Source organism: Microbacterium sp. A20 (assembly GCF_004794515.1).
Lineage (GTDB): Bacteria > Actinomycetota > Actinomycetes > Actinomycetales > Microbacteriaceae > Microbacterium.
In genome coordinates this window covers 93,108-118,458 of sequence record NZ_SSDF01000065.1, presented here as the reverse complement: position 1 = coordinate 118,458, position 25,351 = coordinate 93,108, and the positions used below count along the sequence as shown (strand labels likewise).

The 25,351-nt window shown below is 70.1% G+C and carries 23 protein-coding genes; 16 read left to right on the top strand and 7 right to left on the bottom strand.

The genetic code is table 11. The features are described 5' to 3' along the window. Window positions 1-56 precede the first annotated feature (56 nt). Window positions 57-1,655, top strand: a complete 1,599-nt coding sequence (locus tag DW298_RS06035) for an acyl-CoA carboxylase subunit beta (protein WP_136041552.1) — start codon at window positions 57-59, stop codon at window positions 1,653-1,655. Then, on the top strand, window positions 1,652-1,894 hold the full coding sequence (locus DW298_RS06030; protein WP_342589072.1) for an acyl-CoA carboxylase subunit epsilon: 243 nt from the start codon (window positions 1,652-1,654) through the stop codon (window positions 1,892-1,894). Before DW298_RS06035 ends, DW298_RS06030 begins: the two co-directional genes overlap by 4 nt. 7 nt (window positions 1,895-1,901) lie before the next feature. Here the strand turns inward: DW298_RS06030 and DW298_RS06025 are convergent, their stop codons facing one another. The 5 genes from DW298_RS06025 to DW298_RS06005 form a co-directional block, all read right to left on the bottom strand. Beyond that, complete coding sequence (locus DW298_RS06025) at window positions 1,902-3,101, bottom strand: ROK family transcriptional regulator (protein WP_136041567.1); 1,200 nt, start codon at window positions 3,099-3,101, stop codon at window positions 1,902-1,904. Between the two features lie 296 nt (window positions 3,102-3,397). Beyond that, window positions 3,398-4,405 carry a hypothetical protein gene (locus DW298_RS06020; RefSeq protein WP_240745029.1) on the bottom strand — a complete coding sequence of 336 codons (1,008 nt, stop codon included), beginning with the start codon at window positions 4,403-4,405 and terminating at the stop codon, window positions 3,398-3,400. After that, the gene (locus DW298_RS06015) at window positions 4,402-5,637 is read right to left on the bottom strand and encodes an ATP-binding protein (protein WP_136041550.1); all 1,236 of its coding nucleotides are present in this window, start codon (window positions 5,635-5,637) and stop codon (window positions 4,402-4,404) included. The genes DW298_RS06020 and DW298_RS06015 overlap by 4 nt, the downstream gene beginning before the upstream one ends. Beyond that, entirely contained in the window at window positions 5,627-6,286 is a 660-nt protein-coding gene (locus DW298_RS06010) for a response regulator transcription factor (RefSeq protein WP_136041549.1), read from the bottom strand. The genes DW298_RS06015 and DW298_RS06010 overlap by 11 nt, the downstream gene beginning before the upstream one ends. A gap of 40 nt (window positions 6,287-6,326) precedes the next feature. Further along, window positions 6,327-7,574, bottom strand: coding sequence for a TRAM domain-containing protein (locus DW298_RS06005; RefSeq protein WP_136041548.1), 1,248 nt, complete (start codon window positions 7,572-7,574; stop codon window positions 6,327-6,329). Window positions 7,575-7,597: 23 nt separating this feature from the next. Here DW298_RS06005 and DW298_RS06000 point away from each other — a divergent pair, with 23 nt between their 5' ends. Next, window positions 7,598-8,236, top strand: coding sequence for a Maf family nucleotide pyrophosphatase (locus DW298_RS06000; RefSeq protein WP_136041566.1), 639 nt, complete (start codon window positions 7,598-7,600; stop codon window positions 8,234-8,236). A 78-nt stretch (window positions 8,237-8,314) separates the two neighbouring features. After that, the gene (locus DW298_RS05995; RefSeq protein WP_136041547.1) at window positions 8,315-10,081 is read left to right on the top strand and encodes a biotin carboxylase N-terminal domain-containing protein; all 1,767 of its coding nucleotides are present in this window, start codon (window positions 8,315-8,317) and stop codon (window positions 10,079-10,081) included. A gap of 114 nt (window positions 10,082-10,195) precedes the next feature. Here the strand turns inward: DW298_RS05995 and DW298_RS05990 are convergent, their stop codons facing one another. Beyond that, a complete protein-coding gene (locus DW298_RS05990) occupies window positions 10,196-11,644 on the bottom strand; it encodes an NAD(P)H-quinone dehydrogenase (RefSeq protein WP_029262532.1) in 1,449 nt (482 codons plus the stop codon). A 48-nt stretch (window positions 11,645-11,692) separates the two neighbouring features. Between DW298_RS05990 and DW298_RS05985 the strand changes: the two genes are divergently transcribed. Genes DW298_RS05985 through DW298_RS05975 form a run of 3 tightly spaced genes read left to right on the top strand, consistent with a single transcriptional unit; the run spans window position 11,693 to window position 14,462 of the window. Further along, window positions 11,693-12,526, top strand: a complete 834-nt coding sequence (locus tag DW298_RS05985; RefSeq protein WP_136041546.1) for a purine-nucleoside phosphorylase — start codon at window positions 11,693-11,695, stop codon at window positions 12,524-12,526. Further along, on the top strand, window positions 12,523-14,196 hold the full coding sequence (locus DW298_RS05980; protein WP_136041545.1) for a phospho-sugar mutase: 1,674 nt from the start codon (window positions 12,523-12,525) through the stop codon (window positions 14,194-14,196). Before DW298_RS05985 ends, DW298_RS05980 begins: the two co-directional genes overlap by 4 nt. Before the next feature lie 2 nt (window positions 14,197-14,198). Further along, window positions 14,199-14,462, top strand: coding sequence for an HPr family phosphocarrier protein (locus DW298_RS05975; protein WP_136041544.1), 264 nt, complete (start codon window positions 14,199-14,201; stop codon window positions 14,460-14,462). Window positions 14,463-14,472: 10 nt separating this feature from the next. Here DW298_RS05975 and DW298_RS05970 read toward each other — a convergent pair whose 3' ends face one another. Then, window positions 14,473-16,395 carry a PRD domain-containing protein gene (locus tag DW298_RS05970; RefSeq protein WP_136041543.1) on the bottom strand — a complete coding sequence of 641 codons (1,923 nt, stop codon included), beginning with the start codon at window positions 16,393-16,395 and terminating at the stop codon, window positions 14,473-14,475. 166 nt (window positions 16,396-16,561) lie between these two features. Here DW298_RS05970 and DW298_RS05965 point away from each other — a divergent pair, with 166 nt between their 5' ends. From DW298_RS05965 to DW298_RS05925, 9 genes are all read left to right on the top strand, one after another. Further along, window positions 16,562-16,879 carry a hypothetical protein gene (locus DW298_RS05965; protein WP_136041542.1) on the top strand — a complete coding sequence of 106 codons (318 nt, stop codon included), beginning with the start codon at window positions 16,562-16,564 and terminating at the stop codon, window positions 16,877-16,879. Beyond that, entirely contained in the window at window positions 16,876-17,157 is a 282-nt protein-coding gene (locus DW298_RS05960; RefSeq protein ID WP_136041541.1) for an HPr family phosphocarrier protein, read from the top strand. Before DW298_RS05965 ends, DW298_RS05960 begins: the two co-directional genes overlap by 4 nt. Then, complete coding sequence (ptsP, locus tag DW298_RS05955; protein ID WP_136041540.1) at window positions 17,154-18,839, top strand: phosphoenolpyruvate--protein phosphotransferase; 1,686 nt, start codon at window positions 17,154-17,156, stop codon at window positions 18,837-18,839. Before DW298_RS05960 ends, ptsP begins: the two co-directional genes overlap by 4 nt. Continuing rightward, window positions 18,836-20,470, top strand: coding sequence for a PTS mannitol transporter subunit IICB (locus DW298_RS05950; protein ID WP_136041539.1), 1,635 nt, complete (start codon window positions 18,836-18,838; stop codon window positions 20,468-20,470). The genes ptsP and DW298_RS05950 overlap by 4 nt, the downstream gene beginning before the upstream one ends. Beyond that, complete coding sequence (locus DW298_RS05945; protein ID WP_136041538.1) at window positions 20,467-20,901, top strand: PTS sugar transporter subunit IIA; 435 nt, start codon at window positions 20,467-20,469, stop codon at window positions 20,899-20,901. The genes DW298_RS05950 and DW298_RS05945 overlap by 4 nt, the downstream gene beginning before the upstream one ends. Then, the gene (locus DW298_RS05940) at window positions 20,898-22,055 is read left to right on the top strand and encodes a mannitol-1-phosphate 5-dehydrogenase (protein ID WP_136041537.1); all 1,158 of its coding nucleotides are present in this window, start codon (window positions 20,898-20,900) and stop codon (window positions 22,053-22,055) included. Before DW298_RS05945 ends, DW298_RS05940 begins: the two co-directional genes overlap by 4 nt. An 85-nt stretch (window positions 22,056-22,140) precedes the next feature. Next, entirely contained in the window at window positions 22,141-23,433 is a 1,293-nt protein-coding gene (locus tag DW298_RS05935) for an NAD(P)/FAD-dependent oxidoreductase (protein ID WP_136041536.1), read from the top strand. After that, complete coding sequence (locus DW298_RS05930) at window positions 23,430-24,380, top strand: bile acid:sodium symporter family protein (RefSeq protein WP_136041535.1); 951 nt, start codon at window positions 23,430-23,432, stop codon at window positions 24,378-24,380. Before DW298_RS05935 ends, DW298_RS05930 begins: the two co-directional genes overlap by 4 nt. Beyond that, window positions 24,380-25,345: an SDR family oxidoreductase gene (locus tag DW298_RS05925; RefSeq protein ID WP_136041534.1), complete on the top strand. Its 966-nt coding sequence runs from the start codon at window positions 24,380-24,382 to the stop codon at window positions 25,343-25,345. The genes DW298_RS05930 and DW298_RS05925 overlap by 1 nt, the downstream gene beginning before the upstream one ends. Window positions 25,346-25,351: the final 6 nt, after the last annotated feature.

Sequence of the window (25,351 nt, the reverse complement as noted above, 5' to 3'; positions counted from 1 at the left end):
GATCGGCCGACCCGTTGTGCCGAGCATCCAACGGAGCGCGTCGACCCGACGCTAGGGTGGAATCCGTGACGGACAAGCCCGACCTCTTTACCACCGCCGGCAAGATCGCGGATCTGCGCGCTCGCTATTCGGAAGCCGTCGTCGACGCGGAAGCGAAGGCGAAGGAGAAGCAGCACGCGAAGGGCAAGATGACCGCCCGTGAGCGCATCGAGCTGCTCGTCGACCCCGGGAGCTTTGTCGAGTTCGACGAGTACGTGCGCCACCGCACCACCGCGTTCGGCATGGACCGGTCCCGCCCCTACGGCGACTCGGTCGTCACCGGCGTCGGCACGATCAATGGGCGCACCGTCGCGGTGTACTCCCAGGACTTCTCGACCTTCGGCGGATCGCTCGGAGAGGTCGCCGGCGAGAAGATCGTCAAGATCATGGAGTTCGCGCTCTCCGGAGGCATGCCCTGCATCGGCATCCTCGATTCGGGTGGCGCCCGCATCCAGGAGGGCGTCGTCGCACTCGGCAAGTACGGCGAGATCTTCCGCCTGAACACCCGCGCATCCGGCGTCATCCCGCAGATCTCCATCATCATGGGCCCGGCGGCCGGCGGCGCGGTGTACTCGCCGGCACTCACCGACTTCGTGATCATGGTCGACAAGACCAGCCAGATGTTCGTCACCGGACCCGATGTGATCAAGACGGTCACCGGTGAAGACGTGGGCATGGAGGAGCTCGGCGGCGCGTACACGCACAACACCCGCTCGGGCGTCGCGCACTACCTCGCGGAGGATGAGGACGACGCGATCGACTACGCGCGCACGCTCCTCAGCTTCCTCCCCGACAACAACATGGCGGAACTGCCCTCGTACGAGAGCACGTTCGAGTTCGAGACCACCGACGCCGATCGCACGCTGAACACGATCGTGCCGGACTCGACGAACCAGCCCTACGACATCCACACGGTGATCGAGCACATCGTCGACGAGGGCGACTTCCTCGAGGTCCAGCCGCTGTTCGCCCCCAACATCGTGATCGGATTCGGTCGCATCGAGGGACGATCGGTCGGGGTCATCGCCAACCAGCCGTCGCAGATGGCCGGGACGCTCAACATCGAGGCCGGCGAGAAGGCCAGCCGGTTCGTGCGCTTCTGCGATGCGTTCTCGATCCCGATCGTCACCCTCGTCGATGTGCCCGGGTACCTTCCCGGCACCGACCAGGAGTGGACCGGCGTCATCCGCCGCGGTGCCAAGCTGCTCTACGCATACGCCGAGGCCACCGTGCCGCTGGTGACCGTCATCCTGCGCAAGGCCTACGGCGGCGCGTACATCGTCATGGGCTCGAAGCAGCTCGGCGCGGATGTGAACCTCGCGTGGCCGACGGCGGAGATCGCGGTCATGGGCGGCCAGGGCGCCGTCAACATCCTGTACCGAGGCGAGATCAAGAAGGCCGAGGAAGCCGGCGAAGACGTCGCCGCCGTACGCACCCGTCTCGCCAACGAGTACACGTACAACGTGGCGTCGCCGTTCCTCGCGGCCGAGCGCGGCGAGCTCGACGGCATCATCGAGCCGGCGAACACCCGGGTCTCGATCGCCAAGGCACTGCGCGCATTGCGCGGCAAGCGCGCCGAGCTTCCGCCGAAGAAGCACGGGAACATCCCGCTGTGACCGCGCACGAGACGCCGAGCGGAGTGTCGGGGGATGCCGCCCCGATGCTCGAGATCACCCGCGGGGCGGCCACCGAAGAGGAACTCGCCGCGCTCATCGCGGTGATCAGCGAGGCGTACGTCACCGAGGCGGCGGACGCCGTCGTCGAAGAGCCGTCCGTCTCGGCATGGACCCGCACGCAGCGTCCCCTCCGCCGTCCGCTGCGTCGGGACATCCCCTGGGGAAGATTCTCCGGCTGATCGCGGCTCAGTGGCCGAGCAGCAATGCCGACGCGCGCGGGCTGAGGAGCGAATCGAGCACCACGCAGCCGGCTCCCACGGCGCCCACATCGTCGCCGACGACCGTGCCGTCGACAGGCAGCGAGCGCACCGCGCGCGTGGCGCTCGCGGTGTCCAGCCGGCCGGGGATCTCACGCAGATAGACGTCGGACAGTCGCGACCAGAACGGGCCGCCGAAGACCACGCGGTCGACGTCGAGCATGTTCGTCAGCGCGGCCGTCAGCACCGACATGTGCGCCGCGGCCTGCCGCAGCACGCCGTCCGCGAGCGCGTCCCCCTCCGCCGCCCGGTCGCAAAGATCCGTGAGACGCGCCTCGACGGCGTCGACATCGCTCACCCCCTGATCGTCGGGGAACACTCCCGCACGCGCCGCCTGCGCCACGATGGCCTGCGGCGTGCAGACGACTTCGACGCAGCCGCGGGATCCGCAGGTGCACGACGGTCCATCCGGGTCCACGATGATGTGGCCGACCTCTCCGATGTTGCGTGTGCTTCCGCGGACCGCCTCCCCCTGCCTCACCAGCGCGGCACCGATACCCGTACCCAGATACACGAACACGAACGAGTCATCGGCCGACGCCCTGCGCATCCAGAGCTCGCCCACCGCAGCAGCGGTCGTGTCCTTCTCCAGCACCACCGGGAAACCGGTCGCTTCGGCGAGCACTGCGCGCAGCGGCACCCGGTTCCAGCCCCGGAGTTTCGGCGGGTCGATCACGGTTCCCTTCTCCGCATCGAGCGGCCCGGGGGCCGCGATCCCCACCCCGGCGATCGATGTCCGGTCGACCCCCGATCCCGTGATGAGCGCGTCGATCGTCGCCGCCATGGCCTCGACGATCCGCCGAGGCTCCATGTCGGGGGTATGCGCGCTCGTACGCCGCACGACCGCACCGGAGAGATCGAGCAGCACGAACGTCATGACGGCGGGGTCCAGGTGCACCCCGACCGCGAACCTGCTGTCCGGGACGAGCCGCAGCGTGACCCGGGGCTTGCCCGGCCCGTTGATCGTGCGCCCGGCCTCGCGGATGAGACCGTCGTCGAGCAGCCGCCGCGTGATGTTCGTGACGGTCTGGGCCGACAGGCCGGTGGCCGCGGCGAGCTCGATCCGGCTCGACCCCTCGCCGGACTGACGGATGGCCTCCAGCACGACGGACTGGTTGAAGTCGCCCATCCGTGGAAGATTCGTGCCCCGGCGCGTTCGCATCGTCCCATGATCCCCCATCGGAGGAGAAAACGTGTCCCCCAAAATACCTACAGACAACGATTGGAAGAACCTTCAGACTGAGTGAGACGCTTCGCGTTCGGCTGGTCTCTCTGTCCCAGGGTAGACAGACGCTGATCGGCCACCAGCGGACGGTTTTCGGGTAACTGTCCGCACGGCGAGGGGCAGGCGGATACGCCGCCCCTCGCCCACTCTCTACCGCCTCGACTCCGGTCCCCTCCCCCACCGGAGCCGAGGGGCGGCGATCAGCCCGCTGCGGAGACCCGCAGGATCTCGTGCCACAGGTCGACGGAATCGTCGTCTCCGGAGGCGCGCGTGCCGGCTCGGCCGACCACCGTCACCACGACGCGGGGATCGCGGGCCGAGCGGATGATGAGGCGAGCGCTCTGCGCGCGGGTCAGCACGACGGCCAGTTCGTCGCGGATCTCGACCCGACGCTCCTCCGCGATGCCGTCGAAACCGCCCTCGTCGAACACCGTGACGACCGCGCCGCGCCGACGCGCGGCATCGATCGCGTTGCGCACGGCGTCGTTGAGCAGGTCCGCACCGCGCAGCTCATCCCGGAGCCGCCCCTCGGCGAGGCGCGCGTCCAAGCGTTCCTTCTCGTTCAGGGCACCGCGAGACGCCACCACACGGCTCAGCACGGGACCCGCGACAGCCAGAGCGAACTGCGTGCGCAGACGCCGCTCGCGCTGACGCACGCGCTGTGTCGCGTGCCAGGCCGAGACCGCCTGCTGGATCTCGGCGAGGCGCTCGGTGTCGCGGACCGCACGGTCCCAGAACATCACGAGCAGTCGGGCGACGACCACCCACATGATCGACCCCACCAGACCGAGGCTCAACGCCACTCCGAGGCCCAGATACGCGGATGCCTCCATCACGAGGACCGCGAGCGTCGCCCAGCCGACCAGGAACCGACGACGGACGATGCACACGACCCCGAGCAGGCCGAGCGCACCGATGTACCAAGTCGCGAAAGGCGCCGTTCGGTCGGCGGGGTCGAGCGAGAACGTCACGAGCGCGGGGATCGCGGCGCTGGCGAGCAGCGCCAGCACAGCCGACCACAGAGGCATCCGTACCGAAGCGGCGCTGCCGAGGATCGCGATGTTGACCACGGCGAGATACAGACCGATCGCGACGACCATCAGCAGCGGTGCGGTGGGCTGCTCGATCCACCAGATTCCGCGCGCGACGAAGTACAGCGCGAACCCGACGGCGAGCGAGGTCGCGACGCTGCGGACGGTGCGGTTCACGAGCGCTCCCATCCGAGGACCACGGTCGTGCCGTGCTCGTCCGACCGGATCTCCGCGGTGCCGGCGACACCGGCCATACGAGCCAGGATCGACGCCCGGATGCCCAGGCGATCCGCGCCGATGCTCTCGACGTCGAACCCCGGTCCGGTGTCGGACACCGTCACGGCGATCCCCTCATCACCGTGGCCCTCGGCGATGATGTGCAGTCCGCGCCCGTTGGCGTGTGCGACGGAATTGCCGATGGCCTGCCGTGCGGCGAGCACGAGGGCCCGGGCAGCGCGACCGGGGATGAGCCCGATCCCGCCGCGCTCCTCGACGATCGCATCGGCGCCCAGTTCGGAGAGCGCTCGACGGAGCTCCACCACGATCTGCGCCGTTCCGATCGGCTCGTCGCTGCCCTCCTGCGCCACCGCAGCCTCGGTGTTGGCGAGGCGGGTCAGCGCTTCCCGCGCCATCGCGACCGCCAGCTCCTTCGCCCGATCGCCCTCCGCGCGCTCGGCGGCGATCAGTGCAGCCAGAACGCTGTCGTGCATGAGTGCGGACATGGCCACCCGCTCCTCCTCCGCGGCGGCGGCAGCAGCAGCGGTCGAGTACGACGCGACGGCCTGCCCTCTGGCCTCATCGACGCCTGCCGCGACCGAGCGGAACATCCAGCCGAGCGAGATCATCACCACGCCGAGGATCAGCGTGAACGACACGTCGAAAGCGGTCGTGACCCAGAACTCCCGCGAGAACCCGCCCTGGACGAGCCGGACGTAGCCGTAGACGAACGGCATCCCGGCCGCCCAGGCGAACTGGAGCCGCAGCGGGAACGCGAGCATGGCCGCGACGACCCCGACGTTGACGAGGAAGAAGATCCACGGCTGATCGCCCGCGCTCTTGTCCGTCGGGTCGACGACGGTCGGCCATGCGGCGAGTGCGAGGACGTAGACCACGGCGAAGATGCCCGAGAAGAGGCGCACACCGCGGCCGATCAGACAGGCCGCGAGCATGGCCGCCAGGGGCACGAACACCACGGTCAGGATCATGACATCTGCCGCGTCGGCCCGGGACGGAGAGCTCAGCGCCGCGATCAGAGCCTGCACGCCGAGCGCGGCCGAACCGATCGCCACGACGATCGCGAGGATCCGCTCCATGCGCTTGCCGGTGAAGCGCTCGAACTCGGTGTCCGCGCTGCCGGGCGAGGGGATCTTGCTCCAGGCATCGCGGATGCTGAGCGGATCAGCGGGCACTCGGCGCCCCGTCGGCCGCGACGATTCCGTCCTCCATCGCCCGACGGAGGAGGTCGACCTTGGTCGGTGCCGGGCGACCGACCTCGACGTACTTCACTCGGACGCGGGTGATGTTCTCCTTGGCCGTCGAGTACGCGACACCGAGGCGTTCGGCGACGGCCTTCAGCGGCAGCCCCGTGGCGTAGAGCCGGAGCACCTCGCGCTCGCGGGTGGAGAGCTGCGCGTCGGCGAAGGCCCGATCCCCGTCGACGGCACTGGCCCATTCCACGTTGTTGAGCGCTTCGCCCTGCGCGACGGTCCGGATCGCGTCCAGGACGTCGTCGAGAGCGGACGACTTGCTGACGACGCCGGCGGCCCCGGCCGCGAGCGCCTCGCGCACCGCTGCGGGACGGTCCGCGACACTGTGGATGACGACGCTCGCCCCGTCGCTGACGAGCGAGGTCACGTTCTCCGTCACGGTCGATCCGTCGCCGAGCGTGAGGTCGAGCACGACCACGTCGGCCGGAGCGGACCCGGAGGCCACTCGCCACTCGAGGTAGGAGACGACCGTGCTGCCGGAGAAGACCACCGTCTGCGAATCACGCGCGCACGCGGCCTCGAGGCCGAGGCGAACGGACTCGTGATCGTCGATGAGTGCGACCCTGCTCATCCACCCAGCCTAGTGAGTACCTGGCCGCAGCCCGGATCGGTCACCTCGTGAGGAGGGCGACGACCTCGAAATGGTGCGAGTGCGGGAAGAGGTCGAAGCCGCGCAGGCGGTCGACCTTCCACCCGAGGGTCCGGAACGTCCCGAGGTCTCGGGCGAGCGCGACCGGATCGCACGCGACGTAGGCGATCGCCTCGGGCGCGAGGGCGTGCACCGCCTCGACGACCTGGCGACCCGCCCCGGCGCGCGGCGGGTCGAGGATGACGGCTCCGGTGCGCCCCGCTCCCTTCTGCGTGGAGAGGAAGCGATCCACGCGCGCGGTCACGGCCTTCACGTCGAGCGGGGCGAGGTTCGCGGCGGCGTGCTGGGTCGCCCGTGCGCTCGACTCGACCGTGACGATGTCGGTGCCGCCGAGGTCGGCGAGGGTCGCCGCGAAGAGTCCGACGCCGCCGTAGAGGTCGTAGTGGGTCTTCTCCTCGTCGACGTGCCCCTCGAGCACGCCGTATACGGCGGCATCGAGCACGGATGCAGCCCGCGGGTGCACCTGCCAGAACCCCGTGGAGTCGACCTGGAAGCGGCGGTCGCCGACGACCTCCTCGATCACTTCCGGAGTCGGACGACGACGGAAACCGCGAGCGACCTTCGCCGGCCGCTCGGTCTCCTCCCGCCGGATGACACGGACCCGGCCGTCTGCCGGCTCGACGAGTTCGATGCGTCCCGGTGCCTCGCCGTGCAGCGCGAGTGCGGCCTCGGCGATGGCGGGGCGCGAGAGCGGGTAGCTGCTGACGGGGATGACGCGGTGGCTGCGCGCGGCGAAGGGACCGACCTCGCCCGACTCGTCCACGTGCAGGGTGACGCGGGTGCGCCAGCCGGTGCCGTCACCGGAATCGACGGCCTCGATCTCCGGAGCGTCGAGCCCCTGACCCGCGAACCGGTCGAGGGCCTCCGTCAGCACCTGGCGCTTGAGCACCCGCTGGTGTCCGAGGTCGATGTGGCCGAGATCGGCTCCGCCCGGACGGTCGGCAGGGTCACGCGAGAGATCGGCTTCGGCCCAGATGTGCGGGCGGCGGTGCTCCGACGCGTCGAGGACCTCGATCGCCTCGGCTCGCCAGAAGCTGCGCGTCGACGCGTCCGCCCCCTCCTGCGGGGCGATCACCCTGGCGCGCACGCGCTCCCCGGGGATCGCATCGGAGACGAAGACCACGCGGCCCTCATGGCGGGCGACGAAGGTGCCCCCGTGTGCGATGCCGGTGATGTCGAGCTCGAGCACGTCGGCTGGGGAGGAAGTCATCCTTCGAGGATACGGTGGTGGACATGCGCGTCTGCCTCGCCTCCACGTCTCCCGCCCGACTGATGCTGCTGCGGCAGGCGGGGATCGAGCCGCTCACCCTCTCTCCGGATGTCGACGAGGACGCCGTCGCCGCAGCCGCCGAGACCGAACGCGGCGCCCCGCTCGCCCCCGCCGAGCTGGTGCTGCTCCTCGCCCGCGCCAAGGCCGCTGCGGTCGCCCGGACCCTTGCCGAGGCGGGTGAGTTCGACGGTCTCGTGATCGGAGGCGATTCGATGTTCGCGCTCGGCGGGCGCGTCTACGGCAAGCCCTACACCGCGGAGGAGGCCACCCGGCGCTGGCAGGAGATGCGCGGCGCGACCGGCATCCTGCACTCCGGGCACTCGGTGTTCCGGATCATCCCCGGCGAGGAGCCCATCGAGGCGACGGCCGTCGCCGAGGCGTCGGTGACCTTCGCGGAAGACGTCAGCGATGACGAGATCGCCGCCTACGTCGCCTCGGGCGAGCCGCTGCACGTGGCCGGAGCGTTCACGGTGGACAGCCTCGGCGGCGCCTTCATCACCCGGGTCGACGGCGATCCCTCGACCGTCGTGGGCATGTCCCTCTCGACCGTGCGGCGCCTGGCGGCGGAGCTCGGCGTCCGGTGGACGGATCTGTGGTCGTAGACTCCCCTCCACGTTTCTCCCACTTTCTTGTGGGGAGTCGTCAAAGGGATCGAGGGCCTTCTCGCTAGGCTGGCAACCATGCCTGCTATCGCCAAGGTGCTCATCGCCAACCGCGGCGAGATCGCCGTACGCATCATCCGCGCCGCCCGAGACTCCGGGATCGCGTCGGTCGCCGTCTACGCCGACCAGGATCGTGATGCCCTGCACTCCCGACTCGCCGACGAGGCTTACGCGCTCGGCGGCTCGACCAGCGCCGAGACCTACCTGCAGATCGAGAAGATCCTCTCGATCGCCCGCCGCGCCGGAGCCGACGCCGTGCACCCCGGCTACGGGTTCCTCGCGGAGAACGCCGAGTTCGCCCGCGCCATCATCGATGCGGGGATGACCTGGATCGGCCCGTCGCCCGAGGCGATCGAAGCCCTCGGCGACAAGGTGACCGCGCGTCACGTCGCCGAGAAGGTGGGCGCTCCCCTCGCCCCCGGAACGCCGGGTCCGGTGTCCGGAGCCGACGAGGTCATCGCGTTCGCGAAGGAGTTCGGCCTCCCGATCGCCATCAAGGCGGCGTACGGCGGCGGCGGACGCGGCCTCAAGGTCGCCCGCGAGCTCGACGAGGTCGCCGAGCTGTTCGAATCGGCCACCCGCGAGGCCGTCGCCGCGTTCGGTCGTGGCGAGTGCTTCGTCGAGAAGTACCTCGACAAGCCGCGCCACGTCGAGACCCAGTGCCTGGCCGACTCCGCGGGCAACGTCGTCGTGATCTCGACGCGCGACTGCTCGCTGCAGCGCCGTCACCAGAAGCTCGTCGAAGAGGCTCCTGCTCCGTTCCTGACCGAAGAGCAGAACGATCTGCTCTACTCGGCGTCGAAGGCCATCCTCAAAGAGGTCGGCTACGTCGGTGCGGGCACCTGCGAGTTCCTGATCGGCGCCGACGGCACCGTCTCGTTCCTCGAGGTGAACACCCGTCTGCAGGTCGAGCACCCGGTATCCGAGGAAGTCACCGGCATCGACCTGGTGCGCGAGCAGTTCCGCATCGCCGCCGGTGGAACCATCGACTACGACGACCCGAAGCCGCAGGGCCACTCGATCGAGTTCCGCATCAACGGCGAGGACCCGGGCCGCGGGTTCCTCCCCCAGCCCGGTCCGATCCACGTCTTCAAGACCTTCGGGGGTCCCGGCATCCGCCTCGACTCCGGGGTCACCGCCGGCGACTCGGTCTCGGGAGCGTTCGACTCGCTGCTCGCGAAGATCATCGTCACCGGCAAGGACCGGGCGGAGGCGCTGGAGCGCTCCCGCCGCGCACTCGACGAGTTCGAGGTCGCCGGCCTCCCGACCGTCATCCCGTTCCACCGGAAGGTCGTCCGCGACCCCGCGTTCACCGCCGAGAACGGCGAGTTCGGCATCTTCACCCGCTGGATCGAGACCGAGTTCGTGAACGACATCCCCGCGTGGGACGGCGAGCTCGAGTCGCCGGCCGCCGGCGAGTCGCGCCACACTGTCGTCGTCGAGGTCGCGGGCAAGCGCCTCGAGGTGAGCCTGCCGGATCGCGTCGCGGTCGCACCGGGCACCGCGGGGCGTCCCGCCGTCGTACCGCCGTCGCGTCGCAGCCACGCCACCACGGCGAACGCCGGCGCATCCGGCGATGCCGTGAAGTCGCCCATGCAGGCCACCGTCGTCAAGGTCGCCGTCGAAGACGGGCAGCAGGTCGTCAAGGGCGACCTCGTCGTCGTGCTCGAGGCCATGAAGATGGAGCAGCCGCTGCAGGCGCACAAGGACGGCGTCATCGGCAACATCAACGCGGATGCCGGCTTGACGGTCTCCGCCGGACACCAGCTGCTCACGATCAGCTGATCCCTCGCCTCCTCGCCTCGGCGAGACCCCCGACTACCGCCGAGACCCCGGGTCGCAGACACATGCGACCCGGGGTCTCGGCGTGAAGTCGGGGTTTCGGCGCAGACCCTCCCGTCAGGAGATGTTCACGAGGTGCATCGCGCGACTCGCATCGGTGATGCTGCTCGAGAGCGACGGGTATGCGGCGAAAACCCGCGAGACCTGGTCGACCGTGAGGCGGCGCTCGACGGCCACGGCGATCGGGTAGATCAGCTCGGAGGCCTTGGGGGCCACGATCACGCCGCCGATGACGGTGCCGGATCCCTTGCGCGCGATGAGCTTGACGAAGCCGTCCTTGATGCCCATCATCTTCGCGCGCGGGTTGGCCGCGAGCGGGAGCTTGTAGACCATGCCGTCCGCGACGCCGTCCTCGACGTCTTTCACCCCGTACCCCACCGTTGCGATCTCCGGAGCGGTGAAGATGTTCGAGGTGATCTTGATGAGTTCCAGCGGGATCACGATGTCGCCGAGCGCGTGGAAGACGGCTGTGCGCCCCTGCATCGAGGCGACCGAGGCGAGCGGGAAGAAGTTCGTGCAGTCCCCCACCGCGTACACGTTGGGCACCGAGGTGCGCGCGACCTTGTTCACCCGCACGTGACCCGAGTCGTCCAGCTCGACGCCGGCCTCCTCCAGGCCGATCCCCGCGGTGTTCGGGATCGAACCCACCGCCATCAGGCAGTGGCTCCCCTCGACCGTGCGACCGTCGGACAGCGTGACGGTCACGCCCTCCTTCGTGGCTTCGACCTTGTCGGCACGGGACTTCGAGAGCACCTGCATCCCACCGCGCTTGAACACCTTCTCCAGGACGCTCGCCGCGTCCTTGTCCTCGCCGGGGAGCACCTGCTCGCGGCTGGAGATGAGCGTGACCTTGGCGCCGAGGTTCATGTAGGCGGAGGCGAACTCCGCACCGGTCACGCCGGAGCCGACCACGATGAGATGCTCCGGCAGCGCCTTCATGTCGTACAGCTGCGTCCAGGTGAGGATGCGCTTGCCGTCGGGCTTGGCCGAATCGAGCTCACGCGGTGAGGCGCCAACGGCCACGACGATCGTGTCGGCCTCGACGCGGTCGAAGTCGGTGCCTTTCTCGCCCGTCGACACCACGATCGCGGTGGGCCCCTCGAGGCGCCCGTGCCCGGAGAGGATCCGGACGCCGGCCTCGAGCAGTGTCGCCCGCATGTCCTCGGACTGCTGCCCCGCGAGCGCGATGAGACGCTTGTTGACAGCGGCGAGGTTGATCGCGATCTCGGGCTTGAGCGGCTTGCCGTTCTCGCCCTTGGCGTAGAAGTTCACGCCGAGGTCGCTCGCCTCGGAGATGGCCACCGCCGCATCGGCCGTGGCGATCAGGCTCTTGGACGGCACGACGTCGGTGAGGACGGCCGATCCGCCGACTCCCACCCGCTCGACCAGGGTGACCTCGGCCCCGAGCTGAGCGGCCGCGAGAGCCGCCTCGTAACCGCCGGGACCGCCGCCGAGGACGGCGACGCGCTGAGTGCGCTCGAAAGTGGTGGAAGACATGCAACCCATTCTTCCGCAATCCTGGCCCCGGAGCCTGCACCTTCCTAGAGTGGATCCATGCCCGAAACGCACAGCAACCCTCTCGACGACCCGACCGCGAACCCGTTCGAGGTCGCCGCACAGGCCGCCGCCGACATCGCGCGTCTGACCGGAGTCGAGAATCACGACATCGCACTCACCCTCGGCAGCGGCTGGGGCAAGGCCGCCGACATCATCGGCGACACCGTCGCCACGATCCCCGCCACCGAGGTGACCGGGTTCTCGAAGCCGGCGCTGGAGGGACACGTCGGCACGCTCCGCAGCATCCGCACGCCCGGGGGCAAGAACGTCCTCGTGATCGGCGCGCGCACCCACTACTACGAGGCCCACGGCGTGCGTCGCGTCGTGCACAGCGTCCGCACCGCCGCCGCCACGGGGGCGAAGATCATGGTGCTCACGAACGGTGCAGGAGGCATCCGCGAGACGTGGACGCCCGGCCAGCCCGTGCTGATCAGCGACCACATCAACCTCACCGCCGACTCCCCTCTCGAGGGCGCGACCTTCGTCGACCTCACCGACCTGTATTCGAAGCGACTGCGTGACATCGCGCGCTCCATCGATCCGATGCTCGACGAGGGCGTGTACACCCAGTTCCGCGGCCCGCATTACGAGACCCCGGCGGAGGTGCAGATGGCCAAGCACATCGGTGGACACATCGTCGGCATGTCGACCGCTCTCGAGGCGATCGCCGCCCGCGAGGCCGGCATGGAGATCCTCGGGTTCTCCCTCATCACCAACCTCGCCGCCGGGATCCAGCAGACCCCGCTCAGCCATGCCGAGGTGATCGAGGCGGGCCGTGAGGCCGAGCCCGTGATCTCCGCGCTCCTGGCCAGGGTGGTCGAGGCCCTGTGAGCGAGGAGCGGCTCGCGCAGGCACGGGCCTGGCTGCGACAGGACCCGGATCACGAGACGCGCGACGAGCTCGCCGCCCTGATCACGCGGGCATCCGGCGGGGACGACGCGGCCCTGGCCGATCTCGACGACCGCTTCCGCGCACGCCTCGAGTTCGGCACCGCCGGCCTCCGCGGCGAGCTCGGCGCGGGAAGCAACCGGATGAATCGGGTGCTCGTGGCACAGGCGGCCGCCGGATTCGCCGCATACCTCCGCGAGAAGGCGGTTCCCGGGCACACCCCGACCGTCGTGATCGGCTACGACGGGCGACGCAACTCGCGTGTGTTCGCCACGGACTCCGCCGAGCTTTTCGTCGGCGCCGGTCTGCGCGCGATCCTGCTCCCCCGCCTGCTGCCCACGCCCGTGCTCGCCTTCGCCGTCCGCCACTTCGGTGCGGATGCCGGAGTGATGGTCACCGCGAGCCACAACCCGCCGAACGACAACGGCTACAAGGTCTACCTCGGCGGGGCAGACCAGGGCTCGCAGATCGTCGCGCCGGCGGATGCCGAGATCGCGGCGCACATCCAGCGCACGGCCGACTCCGGATCCGTGGCGGCGCTGCCGCGCTCCACGGCCTACGAGACCGCCGGCGAGGATGTCGTCGACGCCTATATCGCGGCCACGGCGGCCGTGGCTCCCGCGCCCGCCGGGTCTTCCGGGATGCGGTGGGTCTACACGGCCATGCACGGGGTGGGCTGGGAGACGCTGTCGCGCATCGTGCGAGAAGCCGGATACCCGCAGCCGTTCGTCGTCGACGAACAGCTCACGCCCGACGCGACCTTCCGCACGGTCTCGTTCCCGAACCCCGAGGAGCCGGGGGCGATGGATCTCGCCTTCGCACGGGCCCGCCGCGTGAAGGCGGACTTCATCCTCGCCAACGACCCCGACGCCGACCGCCTGGCGGTCGCTGTTCCCGACGACTCCGCCGCGGACGGCTGGCGTCGCCTGACGGGAAACGAGGTCGGACTCCTGCTCGGCGCGCGGGCCGCTCGCGCCGCCGCCGGGACGCCGGGAGCCTCGCTGGCCTGCTCGCTCGTCTCGTCGCCCGGCCTCGGTGCCGTCGCCGCCCACCACGGACTGGACTTCCACGAGACCCTGACCGGATTCAAGTGGATCTCCCGCGCCCCCGGCATCGTCTTCGGATTCGAGGAGGCACTCGGCTACCTCGTGAACCCCGACACGGTGCGCGACAAGGACGGGGTCTCCGCGGCGATCGCCGTGCTGGGCCTCGCCGCCCAGGCGCGCGACCGCGGAGCCACGCTCATCGACCTCCTCGACGAGCTGGGCGAGACGTACGGGCACTACGCGAGCGGCCAGGTGTCAGTGCGCGTCGAGGACCTCTCCATCATCGGCAACGTCATGCTCGCGCTGCGCTCGCTGCCGCCGACCCACATCGCCGGGCGGACGATCACCTCGGCAGAGGACCTGCTGCAGGCGGCACCGGGACAGCCCTCCGGCGACGTGCTGCGGTATCGCCTCGGCGACGGCTCGCGCGTCATCGTCCGACCGAGCGGTACCGAACCGAAGCTCAAGGTCTACATCGACGCCCGAGCGGACTCCGCCGACGCGGCACGCGGTGCTGTGGCAGAGCTCGAGGCGGGAGTACGCGCCCTGCTCGACGAGCGCTCCTGAGCATGCCCACGCGACGCCTGATCGTCAGCGCGCACAACGGCGCGCACGCCCGACCGGTGGCCGAGCTCGTGCGACTCGCGCAGTCGCACGGCTCCCCGGTGACCCTGCGCACGGCAGACGGCACCACGGTCGACCTGAGCAGCGTGCTGGCGGTCATGGACCTCGGGATCTCGTCCGGTGACGCGGTCGTGCTCGAGACGACGGCATCCGCCACCGCGGACGACGTGCTGGATCAGCTCGCCGAGGTGCTCGCGCCGCGGGAGTGAGACGCGCGGATCAGCCGTCGATCACCGCGACGAGTTCGTCGAGGAAGGCCTCGAACGTGGTGCCCCTGCGGACGATGCGCTGGACGCTCTCGCGCTCGCTGAACACCTCGACCAGCTGCTCGAACACCGTCTGGAACGCCGCCCGATCGCTCTCGCTGAACGCGGCGAGCGCGACGACCTGCACGCGCCCGTCGCCCCACGCGGCCGAGCCGTCCGCCACACCGATCGCGATGGCCGTGCGGGTCGCCGTCATCTGCAGCGCGTGCGGCACCGCGAGCGCATCCGTGAAGGCGGTCGACGACATCCGCTCGCGCACGATGGTGTTCTCGATGTAGTCCTCGCCGATGAGTCCCGCCTGCACGAGCAGCCCGCCGAGCCGCCTGATGATCGCCTCCTCACCCTCGTCCGGGAGCGGGAAGACGTAGGCGTCGGCCAGGAAGTAGCGTGCGAGCTCGCCGCGCAGGCGGGTGAGGCGCCTCCCGCGGCGGACGCGCGCCGCGGCCTGCTGGATGCGGTCGACATCGGCATCCGTCAGGAACGGCTGGATGCGGACGAAGCGGTCGCCCGTGTCCCCCGGCTCGATCGTGCTGAGCACGAGATCGGTGTCGAACGACGCCCAATCGGGGTCCACGTTCGTGACGACGGTCGTGACCTCGATCGCGGAGCCGAGTGAGCGGTCGACGCTGGAGCGCAGCAGCTCGTGCAGCTCCTGGTAGCCCGGGCAGACGATCGTGGCGGTCAGGATCGACTCCGCCTTGCGACTGCGCTCGAGCCGCCCGCCGACGTGCATGGCGATATAGGCGATCTCGTCATCGTGGATGGGGGTGCCGACGCGATCGTGGAGTCCGCTCGCGATGGACACTGCGACCTCGAAGATCATCGGATACGTCGTCTTGAGAGAGCGCGTGAGCGGGTTGCGCGTCAGCGCGCTCTCCTCGGCCCGCCGCAGCAGGTTCTGCACGTGCAGGGCGAGTCGGAGGACGAACGTCTCGTCAACGAGGTCGACCTGGAAGTCGTCGGCGGCTCGGGCGATCTCCGCCCGGACCGCCGCTTCGACGGCCGGGTCCACTCCGCTGCGCGCGACCTCCCGCGTCGCGTCCTCCCCCGGCGCGACGATACGGGTCAGGACCAGAGAGGCGAGGTGACCGCTGTCGCCGTCACCGAGGACCACGTCGAAGTGCTCGGCGGCGAGGCGGGCGATGACGGCCCCCACCCGCGGGATCTCCTCCCGGGCACCCGCCGGCGAGGATTCGAGGGCGTGCCCCGCGGCAACCCGCTCGGCGGCGATCGCGATGTGCAGCAGGACGTCGGCGATCGCGAGCTCGTTCACGTAGTAGCCGAGCTCGCCGAGCTCCCGCACGAGCGATGTCTTGAACGGACCGACCGCACTGGCGGCCACGGCCGACCGCGACAGTGCGCGTCGGAACGTCTCGGGGTGGAAGGAGGCGTCATCCATCTCGTCGTGCGCGAGCCTGCTGAGCAGACGCCGCTGGGCTGCCTCATTCCCGCGCAGTCGCACCGTCTCCCGGTCGCGCTCCAGGGTGAGCTCGGTGCCGTCGAGCAGACTGCGCACCCGGACCAGATCCGCCTCGAGCGTCGCCTCGCTGACGTGCAGCTCGTCCGCAGTGTCGAACACGTCGATCCCGGCGGGTTCATCGAGCAGCCGCCGTACCAGGGTGTGCAGGCGGTCGCGGGGCGCGGACTCTCCGGTCTGCCGCATCCGCAGCGCACCGCGGGCACCGGAGCCCGCGCGATACCCGGCCGGGCCGGACTCGATCACCCCGGCGCCGGGAGTCCGTGCGTTCAGCGCGGCGACGTAGGACCGGATGCTGCGCGGCGTGACCCCGAGCAGATCGGCGAGGCTGGCAGCCGTCGCCCAGCCCTCCTGGCGCAGCAGAGCGGCGAGGAGCTGGTCCTGGCGCTGGCGCGACATGGTCCTCCCCTTCCCGCATGCTGACCGCACTGTCTCGACGTCGTCTCCATGATGTCAGCATGCCGGCATCCGCGGGCGGAAGGAGGTGTTCCGCGGGGGCGGAAAGGAACCTGTTGGTGCGGTGCCCCTCCCGGTTCCCAGACTGTTCTCAGGAAGGTGGGAGTCGATGAGGATCCTCGTGGTGTGCGGCGCCGGGGCGTCGAGCACGTTCGTCGCACTACGGCTCCGCACTGCGGCAGCCTCGGCCGGTCTCGGCTGGGACGCGGTGGCGGGCACCGAGAGCTCCGTCGCCGGCTCCGATCACGACCTCGTCCTCGTCGGTCCGCATCTCGGCGATCGGCTCGAGGCGTTGCGCGGCAGCGTGGAAGCGCCCGTGGCCGTGCTTCCGGATGACGTCTTCTCCGACCGCGACGGCTCCCGCACCCTCGACTTCGCCCGATCGATCCTCGCCGCCACCGGCGACACCCCGAAAGGAACATCATGACCGCCACCCGCACCGTCCGGATCGGCTCCTCCCACGGACTGCACGCCCGCCCGGCGAAGCTCTTCGCGCAGGCGGCGAAGGACTCGGGCATCGCCGTGACGATCGCGAAGGACTCGGGCAAACCGGTCAACGCCGCCAGCATCCTGGGTGTGATCGCGCTCGCGATCGAGTACGGCGACTATGTGACGTTGACGGCCGACGGCGACGGGGCCGAGGGCGTGCTGGACACGCTCACCGAGCTCCTCACCACCGACCATGACCAGGACGCCGCCGGATGAGCGAGCTGCGCGGGGTGGGCATCGGTCTGGGCGTGGCCCAGGGACCGGTCGTCCGCATGGCCGAGGCGATGCCGCCTCCGGAGAACTCGCCGAGCACGGCGGGCACCGAAGCCGAGCGCGTGCGAGTTCGCGAAGCGGTCGCGACCGTCGCCCGCGAACTGAACGAACGCGGTGAGGCGGCAGGCGGCGCAGCCCGAGACGTGCTCGAAGCGCAGGCGATGATCGCCGAGGACCCGACGCTCCAAGACGAGGTCGATACCCGGATCGATGCCGGAGCGACGGCCGAATGGGCGGTGCACGATGCGTTCGCGGGGTTCCGCGCCACGCTGGAGGCCGTCGGTGGTTACCTCGGCGAGCGCGCCGCCGACCTCGATGACATCGCGCAGCGGGTCCTGGCGCACCTGCGCGGCGTCGATGCCCCCGGCGTCCCGAACCCCGGGCACCCGTTCGTCCTGGTCGCGCGCGACCTCGCTCCGGCCGACACCGCACTCCTCGACCTGGATCAGGTGCTCGCGCTGATCACGACGGACGGCGGGCCGACCTCCCACACCGCGATCCTCGCGAGGGAGAAGGGCATCGTCGCGATCGTCGGCGTCGGCGACGCCACGCCGCTGGTCACGGGCGAGACGGTGATCGTCGATGCCGCCAGCGGAGTGGTCACCCGCGAGCCGACGGAGGACGAGAAGGACCGCGCGGCTCAACGCGCCGCCGCTCGCCAGTCGGCCGAGGCCGCTCCCCCCACTCCCGGCGCCCTCGCCGACGGCACGCCGGTCGCGCTGCTCGCGAACCTGGGGAAGCCCGCAGACGCGGCCGATGCGGTCGTTCGGGGGGCCGAGGGCGTCGGGCTGTTCCGCACCGAGTTCCTGTTCCTCTCCTCGGCACAGGCGCCGACCATCGCCCAGCAGCGGGAGTCGTATCGCGAGCTGCTCGCAGCCTTCCCCGGCAAGAAGGTCGTGGTCCGGATGCTCGATGCGGGAGCCGACAAGCCGCTGGCGTTCCTCAACGACGCGCACGAGGAGAACCCGGCACTCGGGCTGCGGGGTCTGCGCGCGCTGCGAGCCAGCGAGGACATCCTGCGCGAGCAGCTGACCGCGCTGGCCGAAGCCGATGCCGAGACCGATGCCGATCTCTGGGTCATGGCCCCGATGGTCGCCACGGTCGAGGAGACGATCTACTTCACGGGGCTCGCGCGCGAATACGGGCTGCAGACCGCCGGCGTGATGGTGGAGATCCCGGCGAGCGCCCTGCTCGCCGACCGGGTGCTCGCGCACGCCGACTTCGCCTCGATCGGCACCAACGACCTCACGCAGTACACCATGGCGGCCGACCGCATGCTCGGTTCGGTCGCCGGCTTCCAGGATCCCTGGCATCCGGCCGTGCTGCGCCTGGTGCGCGAGGTCGGCGACGCCGGCGCGCGCCTGGGCAAACCGGTCGGCATCTGCGGCGAGGCCGCCGCCGATCCGCTCCTCGCCGTCGTGCTGGTCGGCCTCGGCGCCACCAGCCTCTCGATGGCTCCCTCGGCGCTGGCCGACGTGCGACACGCGCTCTCCGAACGCACCCTGTCCGAGGCGCGGAGCCTCGCGGAGGCCGCCCTGGCCGCCGACGATGCTCCCTCCGCCCGAACCGCCGCGGCCACTCTCGCCGCGGAACTCCCCCTCCACAAGAAAGAGACGACATCATGACGACGACGTCACCTGCCGCCACGAAACCCGGCGGTCTCCGCGTGGGCGTGCAGCGCTTCGGCACGTTCCTCTCCGGCATGATCATGCCGAACATCGCAGCCTTCATCGCCTGGGGCTTCATCACGATGCTCTTCATCCCGGCCGGATTCTTCGGCGCCAAGAGCCCCTTCGGCTGGCACTGGGCGGGTGTGGCCGAGATCATCGGCGGCGGCGGCGACTCCGCCGTCATCGGCTGGCAGGGCGCCATGACCGCGGTGGCGGAGGGCGATGGCGGCAACATCCTCGCGTACGTCGGCCTGGTCGGCCCCATGGTGACCTACCTGCTGCCGCTGCTGATCGCCAACACCGCCGGCCGCATGGTCTACGGCGAGCGCGGTGGCGTGGTGGCCACGATCGCCACGGTCGGCGTGATCGTCGGCACCAACATCCCGATGTTCCTCGGTGCCATGATCATGGGCCCGATCGCCGCGTGGATCATGAAGAAGGTCGACAGCATCTGGGACGGGAAGATCCGCCCCGGCTTCGAGATGCTCGTCAACAACTTCTCCGCCGGGATCCTGGGCATGCTCCTCGCGATCGTCGGCTTCTTCGCCTTCGGACCGGTCATGCTCGGCATCAGCGCCGCGCTCGGTGCGGCCGTCGACTGGCTCGTCACGCTGCAGCTGCTCCCGCTCGTGTCGATCATCGTCGAGCCGGCGAAGGTGCTGTTCCTCAACAACGCCATCAACCACGGCGTCTTCACCCCGCTCGGCATCGAGCAGGCGGCGGAGACCGGCAAGTCGATCCTGTTCCTCATCGAGGCCAACCCCGGCCCCGGCCTCGGTCTGCTCCTCGCCTTCAGCTTCTTCGGCGTCGGCGCGGCGAAGGGTTCCGCACCGGGTGCGGCGATCATCCAGTTCTTCGGTGGCATCCACGAGATCTACTTCCCGTATGCGCTGAGCAAGCCCACCACGATCCTCGCCCTCATCGCGGGTGGTGCGGCCGGCGTCACGACGAACATGCTCCTGAACGGCGGTCTGGCTTTCCCGGCGGCGCCCGGCAGCATCATCGCGGTGACCTTCGCCGCCCTCGGCGCGGGTGTCCCGAACCTGCTGGTCGTGTACCTGTCGGTCATCGTCGCCGCCACCGTGACGTTCCTCATCACCGGTGTGATCCTGCGGGCTTCGCGCAAGCGCGACCTCGCCGCCGAGGGGGACGCCTTCGGTGCGGCGATCGCACAGACCGAGGCGAACAAGGGCAAGTCGTCGGCCGCGATGGATGCGCTGCGCACATCGACCGCGACTGCGGCTCCCGAAGCCGCCGCGACCCCGGGCACGACCGCCGTCGCCACGGCACCGATCGAGCGGATCGTGTTCGCGTGCGACGCCGGGATGGGCTCATCGGCGATGGGCGCCAGCGTCCTCCGCAACAAGCTCAAGAAGGCGGGCATCGAGGACGTGAACGTCACCAACCAGGCCATCGCGAACCTCGACGGAACGGCCGACGTGGTGATCACGCAGCAGCAGCTCACCGAGCGCGCCGCGGCGAAGTCGCCGAACTCGGTCCACGTGTCGGTCGACAACTTCATGAACTCGCCCAAGTACGAAGAAGTCGTCGAGATGGTGCGATCCCAGCGAAAGGACACAGAATGAGCGTTCTCACCCCCGAGCAGGTCCGCATCCACCCCGGTGGGGCGACCCGCGACGAGGCGCTCCAGGAGGCGACGGACATCCTCGTCGCCGCCGGAGCCGTCACCCCCGTGTACGTCGATGCCATGCGGCAGCGTGAGGAGACCGTGTCGACCTTCATGGGCAACGGACTCGCGATCCCGCACGGCACCAACGATGCGAAGGACGCCATCCTCGCCTCGGCCCTGTCGGTCGTGCGCTACGACGGCGGCGTCGACTGGTCGGGAGACCCCGCGACCTTCGTGATCGGCATCGCCGGCGTCGGTGACGAGCACCTGGAGATCCTCTCCCGGATCGCGATCCTGTTCTCCGAGGAGGACGACGTGGCACGGCTCTCCGCGGCGCAGACCCCGGAAGAGCTCTACGCCCTGCTGTCGGAGGTGAACGAGGGATGAAGGCGGTCCACTTCGGGGCGGGCAACATCGGGCGCGGGTTCGTCGGTCTGCTGCTGCGCCAGGGCGGGTACGAGGTCGTGTTCTCCGACGTCGCCGATGCCCTGGTCGACGCGATCAATGCGGTCGACTCGTACACCGTGCACGAAGTCGGCCCCGGAGGGATCGATCATGTCGTCACCGGGTTCCGGGCGGTCAACAGCCGCACCGATCCCGCCGCCGTAGCGGAGGAGGTCGCGACGGCCGATGTCGTCACGACCGCGGTCGGGCCGACGGTACTGCGATTCGTGGCACCGTCGATCGTGGCCGGACTCGCCCTCCGCTCCCCCGATGCCGCGCCGCTGCAGGTCATGGCCTGCGAGAACGCGATCGGCGCGACCGACCTGCTGCGGAGCGAGGTGGCAGCGGCGGCGGGGGCGGATGCCGAGACGCTACTCGCGCGCGCGGTCTTCGCGAACACCGCGGTCGACCGCATCGTGCCGGCACAGCCCGCAGACGGCGGCGTCGAGGTCACGGTCGAGCCCTACTTCGAGTGGGCGATCGAGTCGGGGCCGTTCGGCGGCTCCCTTCCGAGCATCCCCGGCGCGCACTTCGTCGACGATCTGGCACCGTACATCGAGCGCAAGCTCTTCACGGTGAACACGGGGCACGCCGCCACCGCGTACTTCGGCGCGCGAGCCGGGATCGAACGGATCTCGGATGCCCTGGCCGACCCCGCCATCGCGGCGAACGTGTCTGCGGCTCTGGAGGAGACGTCGGCCGTGCTGGTCGCCGAGCACGGGCTGGATGCGGCGGACCTCGCGGCGTACCGCGCCACGATCCTCGACCGTTTCCGCAACCCGGCGCTGGTCGACACCGTGCAGCGCGTCGGACGCCAACCGCTGCGCAAGATCTCGCGGCACGAGCGGTTCGTGGGACCGGCCGCCATGGCCGCGGAGCGCGGCCTGCCGACCGAGGCGCTCGTGGCGGCCGTGTCGGCGGCGCTCGAGTTCGACGATCCGGCCGACGAGCAGTCGGTCGAGCTCCAGGAGCTGCTGCGCTCGGAGGAGCCCGCGGCCTTCACCGCCCGCACCACGGGCCTGGATCCGGAGCATCCGCTGTTTCCGGCCATCCGGGACGCCGTCGCGGCGCGCCGCCAGCACCTCGGAGCCGCCTGACCGGTGGAACTCGACGCCCCCGCCCAGCCGTTACGATCGGTGGGCGGGGGCGTTTTTTCGAGCACACTGACGTGCGGGGAGCAGCATGAACAGATACGCCGTGATCGGCGCGGGTCCATCGGGTCTGGCCGCGGCGCGCGCGCTGCAGAAGCGCGGAATCGTGGTGGACGGCTATGAGGCCGCACACGGCGTCGGCGGCCTGTGGGACATCACGAATCCGCGCAGCACGATGTACGAGTCCGCGCACCTGATCTCCTCCCGCACCACCACTGAGTTCACCGAGTTCCCGATGCGGTCGCGGGTGGACTACCCCGGCCACCGCGTGCTGAAGGAGTACTTCGACGACTTCGCCGATCACTTCGGGCTGACGGGCCTGTTCCGGTTCGACACTCGGGTCACGCGCCTCGAACCCCGCGACGACGGTTGGGACCTGACGAGCACCGGGCCCGACGGCGAACACACCCGCTGGTACGCCGGCGTCGTCCTCGCCAACGGAACCCTCGCCGAGCCGAACGTGCCGACCCTCCGCGGGGAGTTCACGGGCGAGCTCCTGCACACCAGCGCGTACAAGTCCCCGGAGCAGCTGCGCGGCAAGCGGGTACTGCTGATCGGCGCCGGGAACTCGGGCTGCGACATCGCCGTGGACGCCGTGCATCACGCCGTGTCCGTCGACATGAGCGTGCGGCGCGGCTACTACTTCGTGCCCCGCTACCTGTTCGGCAAGCCCAGCGACACCCTCAACCAGGGTCGCCCGCTCCCGGCGCGCCTCAAGCAGGCCGTCGACAGCCGCGTCCTCCGCGCGTTCACGGGCGACCCCGTGCGGTTCGGCTTCCCGAAGCCCGACTACCGCATCTACGAGTCGCACCCCATCGTGAACACCCTGATCCTCAACCACCTCGGCCAGGGCGACCTGCGCATCCGCCCGGACGTCGACCGCTTCGACGGGCGGACGGTGCACTTCCGCGACGGCAGCGCGGACGAGTACGACCTGGTCCTGCTCGCCACCGGCTACACGCTGGACTACCCGTTCGTCGACCGAGAGCACCTGCACTGGCAGGGCGCCTCGCCCCGACTCTTCCTGAACGTGTTCCCCGCCTCCTTCAACGGGCTCTACGTGATGGGAATGATCGAGGCGTCCGGCATCGGGTGGCAGGGCCGCTACGAGCAGGCCGAGCTTCTCGCCGCCTACCTCGACGCGGTCGAGACCGACCCCGCACGGGCGACCCGCTTCCGCGACCGGGTCACCGGCACCGCGTGGCCCGATGTCACGGGCGGCTATCACTACCTGGGCCTGGACCGGATGGCGTACTACGTCAACAAAGACGCCTATCGGGGCGCGGTGCGGCGCGAGAAGGACGCACTGGAGGCCTCAACATGAACGTCGACGACGTCGTCCTCTCGTTCACGCCCGGCACGCTCACGATCCTCAACGTGGTGCTCGGACTCATCATGTTCGGCATCGCGCTGGATACCTCGCCGAGCGACTTCCGGGTCGTGGCGAAGCACCCGAAGCCGTTCGTGATCGCGATCCTCGCGCAGCTGCTCCTGCTGCCGATCGCGACGTTCCTGCTGACGCTCGTGCTCCCGGTGCCGCCGTCGATGGCGCTCGGGATGCTGCTCGTGGCCTGCTGCCCACCGGGGAACATCTCGCAGGTGCTCACCCACCGCGCCGGCGGCAACGTCGCCCTCTCGGTCTCGCTGACCGCGGTGGGGAACCTCATCTACATCGTCGCGATGCCCCTGAGCATCACCTTCTGGGCTTCGCTGCACCCGACCGCCCGCACGCTGCTGCGCGACATCACCCTCGACCCGTGGCGGATGCTCCTCGAGATCTTCCTCATCGTCGGCCTCCCCTTCGCCCTCGGCCTGCTCCTGCGCGCCAAGGCACCGGGGTTCAGCGCCCGCGTGCAGCCGTTCGTGAAATGGTTCAGTCTGATCGCCCTGCTCGGCTTCATCATCGCCGCCCTGGTCGGCAACTGGGCGGTGTTCGTGCAGGTGCTCGGCATCATCCTGCTGGTGGTCGCGGTGCACGACGCCGTGGCGCTCGCGCTCGGCTACGGCACGGCCGTGGTCGGGGGTCTCGGCACCCGCGAGCGCAAGGCGATGACCTTCGAGGTCGGCATCCGCAACGCCGGCCTCGGCCTCGGCCTGGTGTTCCTGTTCTTCGACGGACTCGGCGGCATGGCCATCGTGGCCGGCTGGTGGGGCATCTGGGACATCATCGCCGGGCTCGTCCTGGCCGGACTCTGGGCCCGGCACACCCGGAAGCGCACGGGGTCCAGCACCGGCGACGCGAGCGGCCGCACCACCGTCGAGGCGACCTGATGCCCCGGGTGCTGATCACCGGCGGCAGCGGGTTCCTTGGCTCGCACGTCGCGCAGGCACTCGCTGCACGAGACGACGTGGACGTCGTGGTCGCTGCGGACCTTCGTGCGGGCGCACCCCGTGAGGGCGTCATCGACGCGACGCTGGACGTGACGGATGCCGCCGCGATCGCTCCTGTGCTGCGGGAGCATCGCATCGACACGGTGGTGCACCTCGCGGCGATCGTGAATCCGGGCCACGACGTCGACCTGGAGTACCGCGTCGATGTGACCGGATCCGCGAACGTCCTCGCCGCGTGCGTCGAGGCGGGCGTGCAGCGCATCGTGGTCTCCAGCTCGGGGGCGGCGTACGGCTATCACGCCGACAACCCGGAGTGGATCGACGAGAGCCAGCCGCTTCGAGGCAACGACGCGTTCCCGTACGCCCGGCACAAGAGGCTGGTGGAGGAGATGCTGGCCGAGCACCGGACGACCCACCCCGAGCTCCAGCAGGTGATCTTCCGCATCGGCACGATCCTCGGTCCGACCGTGCGGAATCAGATCACCGCACTCTGGGACGGCCGGCGCATCCTCCGCATCGCGGGATCCGAGTCGCCCTTCGTGTTCGTCTGGGTGGACGATGTGGCGGCCGCGATGGTGCGAGCGGCCACCGACGGTCCGGCCGGCATCTTCAACGTCGCAGGCGATGGGCGGATGACCGTGCCCGAGATCGCCGCTCGTCTGGGCAAGCCGCAGCTCGTGCTGCCCGCCTGGGTGCTGTCGGCCGCGCTGCGGCTCGGACGGATGCTGCGCCTCACCCCGCACGGACCGGAGAAGGTGCCGTTCCTGCGGTACCGACCGGTGCTGGCGAACCGCCGACTGAAGGAGGACTTCGGCTATTCCCCGCGTCGCACGACACGCGAGGCCTTCGAGGAGTACCTCCGCACCCATCCCACCGTCGCGCGGACGGGCGCCGACGCGGGGTAGCGTTGA